The sequence below is a fragment of the Amycolatopsis nivea genome (assembly GCF_004522235.1).
Lineage (GTDB): Bacteria > Actinomycetota > Actinomycetes > Mycobacteriales > Pseudonocardiaceae > Amycolatopsis > Amycolatopsis nivea.
This window is the reverse complement of sequence record NZ_SDLT01000088.1, coordinates 1-9,217: the sequence shown is the minus strand read 5'-3', so window position 1 is coordinate 9,217 and position 9,217 is coordinate 1. Positions and strand designations below refer to the sequence as shown.

The following is a 9,217-nucleotide window of genomic DNA, read 5'->3' as shown; positions in this document are numbered from 1 at the left end:
CGCAATGCCGAACCGGGGCCAAATCACGATGCCACGGCCACCACCACGCCGACAAAGAGCAGCGGCAGGAACTTCAGCACCACGGTGGTGTTCTGGAACCACGCCATCTGCCGCACGCCCGCGAGGTTGACCGCGGCCGGGATCCACAGCCCGACCAGCGCGATGCCGAGGTCGACCCAGGTCGAGGGATGTTCGATGCCGAAGAGGGCTTCGACGTAGAGCACCCACGACGCGACGATCGCGGCGTTGCCCGCCCACGCGGAAACCCAGTAGCACCAGCCGACCAGATAGCCGGCGAAATCGCCGAACTCGCGGCGAGCGTAGGCGTACAGGCCGCCGTCGGAATTCTGCGTGCGTTTCGTCAACTGTCCGAAGAGGACAGCCAGCACCGCGGCGCCGACGGCGACCACGCCGAGCACCAGCAGCGAACTCGTTCCCGCGCCGGCCAGCACGGCAGGCATGGTGAACACGCCGGTGCCGATCACGCTGCCCGCCACCAATCCGGTCGCCGAGGTCAGGCCGAGTGTCCGGCTCCGTGACTCGGCCGGGTCTGTTTCGTGTGCTCTGGACATTTCGCTCCTGTCGCCGCGACGCCCCCATCGGGTTGTCATGCAACATCGCGAGCGACCGGCGACGGCAGAGGTCTTTCGGCCCGGGCGCGCCCGCGAAGGTCACCGCGGCCGACGACGACCGGCGAAAGTCCCTGCGCCCGGGGGATTCCGGCTCTGTCTCGGGTCCCGCCGCGACTGTCACCGTCGACGCATCACTGGACGAGACGACAAGGCAGGTCGCCATGGAACGCGGACTCCCCGACGACTACACCGTCACCACAGCGGTCGGGATGGCCGTCCGCGCGCCGTCGGTGCACAACTCCCAGCCGTGGCGATTCGCGGTCGGGCACCGGTCCCTGCACCTGTACGCCGATCCGTCGCGGCAGCTCGCCCAGACCGACCCGGACGGGCGGGACCTGATGATCAGCTGCGGGGCCGCGCTGCACCACGCCCGCGTCGCCTTCGCCGCGCTCGGCTGGAGCGCCGAAGTGCACCGGCTGCCCAACCCCGCGGAACCGGACCACCTGGCGTCCATCGAACTTCACCGCCACGAGCCGACTCTCGACGAGGTCGCGCTCGCCGCCGCGATTCCCCGCCGCCGCACCGACCGCCGACGGCACAGTTCGTGGCACGTGCCCCGCGGACATCTGGAGAGCATGGCCGAAGCGGTCGCGGATGAAGGCGTCGTACTGCGCGTCGCCGAAGACGCCGAGCGCTACTACCTGGCCACCGCGGTCGAGGAGGCGTCGCTGCGGCACCGCCGCGATCCCGCCTACCGGATCGAACTCGCCGCCTGGAGCGGACGGCACGTGTCCCCGGACGGCGTCCCGTCCCGCAACACCCCCATGCCCGACCTGACTCCCGGTGCGCTGCCCGGCCGCCAGTTCGCGGACCCGGAACTGCCCGAAGCCGCCGGAGCGGCCGGCGAGGATGACGAGACAGTGCTGCTCGTGCTGAGCACCGCGTCCGACGACCGGATGTCCCGGCTCCGCGCTGGGGAAGCGACAAGCGCCGCGCTGCTCACCGCGACCCGGTTCGGCCTCGCCACCTGCCCGCTGACCGAGCCGCTCGAACTGCCCGACGTGCGCCGCACGGTCGAGCGGAAGGTCACGTCCGGCGCCTTCCCGCAGATGGTCCTGCGCGTCGGCTGGGCTCCGGCCAACGCGGACCCGCTGCCCGCGACTCCGCGGCGCGAGATCGGCGACGTACTCCAGCCGCTCGAAGCCGCCGTCCGCCGCGACCGGCCCTAGCCGAGGAGCACCCGATGATGTACTGGCACTACGGAACCGCCGCCGAATGGGTCGGGCCGGTCGTGATGAGCATCGTGGCCGTCGCGCTGCTCGCCGCGATCGCCGTGGTCACCGCGCTTCTCGTCCGCCGCCCGTCCGGCTCCGTGCCGGACGCCGACCCTGCCACCGCGATTCTGCGGCAGCGGTTCGCCCGCGGCGAGATCGACCAGGACGAGTACGACCGCCGCCGCGAAGCTCTCCGGCACTGAGCGGAGACGCGAGGCCGAGCCGCAGTGGTGCGCGCACGTCGCTGCGACCGCCGTCGAGCACGGCGTGACTGAGCCATTCGCCGCGCTCGACGAATTCGGGCTCGGCACCGGCGGTACGTTCCGTGCGGCAGCGAAATCCTTCTCGTCGGCATCCGGACTTCCCACGCTTCAGCCGCTTCGCGACCGCTGGTCCGGAGCGGCTCACTTGCCCCGTCCCCCTGCCTCGCAGACCGAACGCGTGCTCGGCCACGGTTCTGGCGGGCGGATGTCCACTGATCTCGCTGTGCACGGGACCGTCAATGATCTCGCGAAGCGCGGTGCCCGGCCCGGAAGCGACGCACGGGTGCGGCCCCTCCGTTGACGGAGGAGCCGCACTCGTGCGTCGCCCGCGCTCTCGCAGTCTCGGCCTGCTGACCGGCCGTCCTCACGGATGGGTGCGCTTTTCCTGCTCGGCGTCCCATTCGCGCTGCCATTCGGCGAGCCGGTGCCGGTTCAGCGCGAACACCGCGCCGCCGTACACGAGAGCCAGCAGCAAGCACACCGACACCCACAGCCCCAGCGTCGCGCATACCGCGTCGACCAGCACTGCCGCGGCGGTCAGCGGCGGCGGAACCGGGTTTCCGGCTCGGTCCACCCAGATCGTGACCTGGTCGCCGCGCCGCGAGCCCTCGTCGGCGGCCACTTTGCCGACCCGGCGCGAACCGTCGGGAGCCTGCCAGACCGCGTCCGTCGGCGCGGAGTTCGCGACGACGCCGCTGCGTCCGCTCACCGTCGTCGCCGGGCCGTCGGCCAGCAGCACGGCGGTCGCCTTGCTGCGCTGCGCGACTTGCTCGGCCGAGACGGGTTTCTGGGTCGCGTACAGCTCGGAACCCGCGGCCGCCGCGAACGGGACCGCGGCCAGCGCGACGAGAACCGCCACGAGGAGGAGACCGGACTGGAACCGGTCCGAGGGCCGGGCCACCGAACCGCGCCCGGGGACGAGCAGGTGCCACCACCGCACTACGCGGTCCGTTGACGCGTTCATCTCGCGCCCCTTCCGTAAGGATTGCCAGCCCCCAGAATCGCCGGGAAAGCGTTCCGTCCGAAGAGGAATTCCGCCCGGACGCGCGGGCCGCCGGTCCCGCGCGGAAGGGCACTGCGGCCGGGACCAAATGCCCTTGGCGCACCGAGGTTTCAGGGTGATCGTCGACGCAGGAGCGCGACGAACGGAGACTCCCATGCACGCGCGCGACATCATGACCACGCCCGTAATCGCGGTGACCGCCTCGGTGCCGTTGCCCGAGGCTGCCCGGCTGATGGCCCGGCACGGGTTCACCGCCCTGCCGGTCGTCGACAGCCGCGGCCGGCTGATGGGCCTGCTGACCGAGGAGGACGTGATCCGCGCGGGGATCCCCGGCGGGGCGGACCCGGACGCCGGCGCGATGCTCGGCGGACACCGCACGGCCGGGGCGGTCATGCGGACCCCGGCTCTGTGCGCGGCGGCCGACCTGGATTGCGGCGAGCTGGCCCGCCGCATGAGCGAGGCCGGGATCCGTTCGCTGCCCGTGCTGGACGACGGGGTGCTCGTCGGCATGGTGACCTTCCAGGACGTGCTTCGGGTGCTTCCCGGCGCTGGGGCGTCCTGAGCGGATCGGGTTATCCCAGCGCGTCAGTCACGACGCCGGGACCTCCGGCGCGCTCCGCACCGTCGTCACCTCCGCGGCTGGGCGGCGCGCTGTCATCCGGGTGGGGAGCCCGTACCCAATGCGCAGCAGCGTGTGCACCTGTCCGAGACCGCGGAAGGCCGCCAGCAGCTGCGCGCGCGTGGACCGCGCTTCGAACGGCTGCGACAGGAACGACGTCGCGAGCCCCTCCGCGGTCGCGGTCAGCAGGACGCGTTCCATGACCATCCCGGCGCGGACCTCGGCCGCCGCGCCCTGATCGCGAGTGATCACCGCGGCCAGCACCGGGTCCTGCTCGAACTGCCGCGGCGGGATCGACCGGTTCTCGTGCGACGAGCGCAGCGACACTACGCCGGGAACGTCAGCGGGCGGGCCGAACGCGGCGGTGGGCACGCCGTCCGGGGAATCCGCTTCGCGGCCGGTCCATTTCTCGGCCTCTGCCCGGAACTCCGCGTCCGTGGCCTGTTCGGTCTCCGCGCGCCGGACGAGCGCGGACACCTGCGTGTACCGGCCCGAAGCGTCCAGGAACTCGAGCTGGCCGCCCTCGCCCAGCGCGGCCGAGCGCAGCAACGCCCGTGCCGCCACCGGCACCGCCCGGTCGGACAGCGGACGCCGGTTGGTGTGCCGCCGGAAGACCGCTTCGGCGAGCTTGCGGTCCACAGTGGACGGACGGCCGTTCCCCTCGATCTGCACGACCGCGAGCAGGTCGCGGTCGGCTGGGTCCGGGACGGTCCGCACCCGGCTGCGCACGCCGTTGGCCCGCAAAGCGAGCGTCAGGTTGCACAGCGCCGCACCGCAGGCGAGCCGCGCCTCGCGGCCGGCCGGGTCGGCGACCGGAAGGACGCGGTCTCGGTCCAGCCGCACCTCGATCCGGCAACCGTCGACGACGAACCGCCACGGCTGCGTGTTCTGCGGGGACGGCGCGCGCACGGCAGCCGCGAGCGCTTGGTCGACAGCAAGGGGCAGGAACGTGTTCATCGCGGTCTCCGGGTTCGCGGGGCAGTGAAACGAGCGTCGCTTCCGGCGGCGCCGCGAGGTAGCGGAGCCGGTCCCGAATCGGAGGGACCAACGGCCTCAAGCGGTCAAGTCGCGGCGGCCGAAGGCAGCGAATCCGGCCCCGCCGAGCAGCGCCGCGACCGCGGTGAGCCACAGCAGCGGCCCGATGTCGATGATTCCGCCCGGGACGTGCGGGAGGTGCGCGAACGGCGATATCCCCAGCACCCAGCCGGGCGCGTGGAACAACGGGCCGAACTCGCCCAGGACCAAGAACACCGCCAGCGCCGCCCAGGACAGCCAGCCCGCCCGGGGAAAGACCCCGAAGACCACGAGCGCGACCCCGGTGAGCACCCATACCCCGGGCAGTTGGACGACCGCCGCTCCGATCAGGCGCGACCCGCCGCCGGTGAGGCCCGCGGTGACGGCGGCGGCGAGCAAAGGCGCCGCCGTGGCCGCGACGGCGACCGACACCGCACCGCCGGCCAGTCGCGCCCGGGCGACCGGCCCCGCCAGCACCGCGGCCGCCCGGCCGCTCGACTCCTCGGCCCGCAACCGTCCGACGAGCACGATCGCTAGCGCCGAAACGAGCACGCCGGACACCCCGAACTCGGCGGCCAGGAACGCATCGGTCAGCGCCTGCTCCCCGCCGAGCGCGGCGATCAGCTGTCTGGCCTGTGCGGTGGCGAAGAAAGTGCCCAGTGAACCGGAAAGATTGCCGACGACCAGTCCCAGCACGGCGAACGCGAGCGTCCAGTACCCCACGGCCCCGCGGTCGAGCCGCCAAGCCAGCCCCGCCGGACCGGACAACAGGCGTCCGGCCCGCGTCGCACCGGGGCGCACGGCGAGCAGGCCGGCGCCGAGATCCCGGTGCCGGGAAACGGCGAACGCCGCCGACCCCAGCAGCAGGGCCGCTCCGAGCGGAAGCGCCAGCACCCACCACCGGTCGCCCGCGAACGGCCGCAGCAGGCTGACCCACCCCACCGGGGAAAGCCACGACAGCCACCGCGGACCGGTCGCGTCCCCCACCGCACGCAGCAGGTACGCCACAACGAGCGCGAGCACAGCGATTTCCGACGCGGCCCGGCCGCTCCGTGCGACCTGCGCCGCGAGCGCGGCCAGCGCCCCGAAAACGAGCCCCGTCCCCGCCCAGCCGAGCCCGAAGGCCAGCGAGCCGCCGGGCGGAAGCCGCGCCGCGACGAGTCCCGCCGCCGCGCCCGCGCCGAGCCCGAGCGCCGTCACTGCCAGCAGTGCGCCTCCCGCCGCGAGGCCCGCATGCCGGCCGGTCGCCGCGCCGCGCACCAGCTCCCAGTGGCCGGATTCCTCCTCGGCCCGGGTGTGCCGGACGACCGTGAGCGCCGTCAGGAGTGCGACGAGCGCGGCGCCGAAGGCGGTCAGCTTGAAGACGGCGGCCGCGCCCGCGGTCGGCTCGGCGACCGGGCCGTACAGAGCGACCAGCGCGGGCACGGCGTTGATGCTCGCCACCGCCGCGCGACGCGCCTCGTCAGTGGGATACACATCTGCGGTCGCTGCCGCCGCGGCGGCCGTCATCGCAGCAGACACCAGAATCCACACCGGGAGCCGCACCCGGTCCCGGCGAAGGGCGAGCCGGATCAACGCGCCGGCTCCCGCCACGGAGTTCACGCGGACACCGTTTCCGGTTCGCGGTAGTGCCGCAGGAACAGCTCTTCCAGCGTCGGCGGGCGACTCTCGATGCTGCGTACCTCGCGCCTGCCCAGTTCCGCCAGCACTTCGCTCAACGCGGCGTTGTCCACGCTCAGCCGCACCAAGCCGTCGTCGGCGGCGAGATCGTGCACCCCGGCGAGCCGGGCGAGCCCGTCCGCGGGCCCGGACATCCGCACGGTCAGCGAGGTCCGGGTCAGGTGGCGCAACTGGTCGAGGCTCCCGGTGTCGACGACCTTTCCGGCGCGCAGGATGCTCACCCGGTCGCAGAGCGCCTCGGCCTCGGCGAGGACATGGCTGGACAGCAACACAGTCCGGCCGCGCGAGCGCTCCTCGCGCACGCATTGCCGGAACTGCTCGGCCATCAGCGGGTCCAGGCCGGTCGTCGGCTCGTCAAGCACCAGCAGTTCGGCGTCGGCGGCCAGAGCCGCGATCACGGCGATCTTCTGCCGGTTGCCCTTCGAATACGCGCGCACCCGGACCGCCGGGTCCAGCTCGAACAGCTCCAGATAACGCGTCCGGCGCACCGGATCCGTGCCGCCGCGCAACCGGCCGAGGAAATCGATCGTCTCGCCGCCGGTGAGGTTCGGCCACAGCGCGACTTCTCCGGGGACGTAGGCCAGCCGCCGGTGCAGGGCCACCGCGTCCCGCCACGGATCGCCGCCGAACAGCCGCATCCGGCCCGCGTCCGCGCGCACCAGCCCGAGCAGCAGCCGCAAGGCAGTCGTCTTCCCCGCCCCGTTCGGGCCGAGAAAACCGTGCACCTCCCCCGCTTCGACGCTGAGGTCCAGTCCGGACAGCGCTTGAGTGCGGCCGAAAGCCTTGTACAGTCCGGAGATTTCGATGACGGTGTTCATTCCAGGCCTCCGGGAACGTCATGGCAAAGCAGGTCTCCCAGCGGCAGCCGGGGCGACGGCGGAGCAACCGAAACCGGGTTTCCGCAGCGGAAGATCGCCTGCGGCAGTCCGGGAAGGCCGAGTCGATCGGCCAGGTCTTCCCGGAAGCCGGTCAGGTGCAGCGGCTGGGTGAGGACCGACCCGGCCAAGCCGTGCACGGTCGCCTCCAGCCACATCCGCTGGAGCGCGACGCCCGCGGCGAGGTGTGCCCGCCGAGTGTCGTCGCCGGTGCAGAGCACCACGAGCGTTTCCGCCGCGAGCCGTTCGGCCAGTCGGACATCGTCGGGCACCGGGGTCGTCCGGCGGACGAGACCCGCCGCGGGCAACGGCGCGTCGCCGAGGGCGGCCTCCGGGACTCCATCGACGGCACCCAGCGCGCGGGGGCCGAAGGTGTGCGCGGTCCAGGCGTCCAGTTCTCGTTGGTAGGCCGTGTCGGCGCGGAACACGCGGGTGGCGAAGCCGAGCATCTCCGCGAGCGCCTCGCCATGCGGCGGTGTCACGGCGTGCACCGCCGGGTCGTCGGCCGCGTCGAGGATTTCTGCCAGATCTGCGGCGCGCACGGGTTCCGGCGCGAACTCGCGGCGATAGCTCCGACGGCGGCCGATCGCGTGGTAGCGCGCCAGGTTCGCGAGAGTCGGGGGGTCGCCGGGTCTGGTGTGGACTGTCGCGACCATGTCTGCGTCTGCGGGGAACGAGGTGGTGATTTCGCGACTGAGTGCCTGCGCGGCCAATTGCAGGTTCGCGAGCGCGGCTCCGCACGAGAGCAGCCGGTCGCGGCCCTCGGGATCGTGCCACGGCAACACGACGTCGGCGCGCTCGACGAGGTCGACGTCGGCGCCGCGGACACGCAACTGCCATGGCTGGCTGTTGTGCACCGACGGGGCCCGGCTGACCGCCTGGACGAGCGCGGCCGTTTCGGAGGGGGCGAGGTCTGCGGTCGCCGAGGTCTTCATGGTCACTCCCGGAGCCGGGATCCATTGCCCCGGCCCGTTCATGCTGACCGCGCTCCGGTGCCCGGTGCTGGGGCCGAAAGTCATCGCGCGGACCGCAGACGTCCTCCTGCGCAGCGATGACCTCCGGCCCTGTCCCGGCGCGCGTTCCCTGCCGCACGATCGGCTTCAGCCCAGAGAAAGGGGCAGGACCATGAACACTCCCGGCCGTCTCATCGTCGTCGGCGTCGACGGTTCGCCGCACGGCGACGCCGCGCTGCGCTGGACCCTTCAGGTCGCCGCACACCCCGGCGACCGCGTGCATGCCATCGTGGTGCGCCCCTCGGAAGCCTTGCTTCCCGGTACGTCGCTGGCTTTCCAGCCGCACGGCCGTCAGCCGGCCGGCCAACCCCTGCCGTACCAGCGCATCGCGGCCATCCGGCGGGAATTCCCGAACGCCCCGGAGGTCTCGGTCGCCACGCCGCACGGCGACCCGGCGACGGAACTGGTGACCGCGTCCGCGGAAGCGGATCTGCTGGTGGTCGGTGCACACGGGACTGGCCTGGCGCGGGAACTGCTGCTGGGCAGCGTTTCCCGGGACTGCGTCCGGTATTCGCGGTGCCCGGTCGTGGTGATCACGCCGGAAGCAGCGCGGCGGTTGATTCCCGCTGCGACGGGATGAGAACGCGCGGGCTCAGCGCAGCGGAGCCGACCAGTCCAGCCGCACCCCGCCGCCGGGGTGCGATTCGAGAGTGAAGGCGCCGCCCATCGACTCCGCTCGCTCCCGGAGATTCCCGAGCCCGCTTGGCGAAACGTCCTCCGGGAGTCCCTTCCCGTCATCGGTGACCGTCACTCGCACCGCGTCGTCCCGCGCCGATACCGAGACAGTCAATGTGTCCGCGCCTGCGTGCCGGACCGCGTTGCTGACCGCCTCTCGCACCACCGCTTCCACGTGCTCGGCCAGCTGGGCGGGCACCGCGTCGAGCGGGCCCGCCATGCTGACCGC

11 protein-coding genes are annotated in these 9,217 nt (G+C 72.7%); 4 read left to right on the top strand and 7 right to left on the bottom strand.

Going from position 1 to position 9,217, the window contains the following annotated elements; genetic code table 11:
* Positions 1–23: 23 nt before the first annotated feature.
* On the bottom strand, positions 24–572 hold the full coding sequence (locus EIZ44_RS44155) for an APC family permease (RefSeq protein WP_240691574.1): 549 nt from the start codon (positions 570–572) through the stop codon (positions 24–26).
* Between the two features lie 221 nt (positions 573–793).
* Between EIZ44_RS44155 and EIZ44_RS44150 the strand changes: the two genes are divergently transcribed.
* Both EIZ44_RS44150 and EIZ44_RS44145 read left to right on the top strand, forming a co-directional pair.
* Positions 794–1,801 carry an Acg family FMN-binding oxidoreductase gene (locus EIZ44_RS44150; RefSeq protein WP_134734585.1) on the top strand — a complete coding sequence of 336 codons (1,008 nt, stop codon included), beginning with the start codon at positions 794–796 and terminating at the stop codon, positions 1,799–1,801.
* 14 nt (positions 1,802–1,815) lie between these two features.
* The gene (locus EIZ44_RS44145) at positions 1,816–2,049 is read left to right on the top strand and encodes an SHOCT domain-containing protein (protein ID WP_134661400.1); all 234 of its coding nucleotides are present in this window, start codon (positions 1,816–1,818) and stop codon (positions 2,047–2,049) included.
* Positions 2,050–2,473: 424 nt separating this feature from the next.
* Here the strand turns inward: EIZ44_RS44145 and EIZ44_RS44140 are convergent, their stop codons facing one another.
* Positions 2,474–3,073 (bottom strand): Rv1733c family protein, encoded by a 600-nt coding sequence (locus tag EIZ44_RS44140; RefSeq protein ID WP_134734584.1) that lies wholly within the window; start codon positions 3,071–3,073, stop codon positions 2,474–2,476.
* Between the two features lie 193 nt (positions 3,074–3,266).
* Between EIZ44_RS44140 and EIZ44_RS44135 the strand changes: the two genes are divergently transcribed.
* Positions 3,267–3,674, top strand: a complete 408-nt coding sequence (locus EIZ44_RS44135; RefSeq protein ID WP_134734583.1) for a CBS domain-containing protein — start codon at positions 3,267–3,269, stop codon at positions 3,672–3,674.
* Between the two features lie 27 nt (positions 3,675–3,701).
* Here the strand turns inward: EIZ44_RS44135 and EIZ44_RS44130 are convergent, their stop codons facing one another.
* The 4 genes from EIZ44_RS44130 to EIZ44_RS44115 form a co-directional block, all read right to left on the bottom strand.
* Positions 3,702–4,688 (bottom strand): Acg family FMN-binding oxidoreductase, encoded by a 987-nt coding sequence (locus EIZ44_RS44130; protein WP_134734582.1) that lies wholly within the window; start codon positions 4,686–4,688, stop codon positions 3,702–3,704.
* 96 nt (positions 4,689–4,784) lie between these two features.
* A complete protein-coding gene (locus EIZ44_RS44125; protein ID WP_134734581.1) occupies positions 4,785–6,347 on the bottom strand; it encodes an ABC transporter permease in 1,563 nt (520 codons plus the stop codon).
* A complete protein-coding gene (locus EIZ44_RS44120; RefSeq protein ID WP_134661405.1) occupies positions 6,344–7,243 on the bottom strand; it encodes an ABC transporter ATP-binding protein in 900 nt (299 codons plus the stop codon). Before EIZ44_RS44120 ends, EIZ44_RS44125 begins: the two co-directional genes overlap by 4 nt.
* Positions 7,240–8,319: an Acg family FMN-binding oxidoreductase gene (locus EIZ44_RS44115; protein WP_240691573.1), complete on the bottom strand. Its 1,080-nt coding sequence runs from the start codon at positions 8,317–8,319 to the stop codon at positions 7,240–7,242. The genes EIZ44_RS44120 and EIZ44_RS44115 overlap by 4 nt, the downstream gene beginning before the upstream one ends.
* Before the next feature lie 106 nt (positions 8,320–8,425).
* Here EIZ44_RS44115 and EIZ44_RS44110 point away from each other — a divergent pair, with 106 nt between their 5' ends.
* Complete coding sequence (locus EIZ44_RS44110) at positions 8,426–8,893, top strand: universal stress protein (RefSeq protein WP_134734580.1); 468 nt, start codon at positions 8,426–8,428, stop codon at positions 8,891–8,893.
* 12 nt (positions 8,894–8,905) lie between these two features.
* Here EIZ44_RS44110 and EIZ44_RS44105 read toward each other — a convergent pair.
* A partial coding sequence (locus EIZ44_RS44105) for a sensor histidine kinase (protein WP_205673502.1) occupies positions 8,906–9,217 on the bottom strand: 312 nt, incomplete at its 5' end.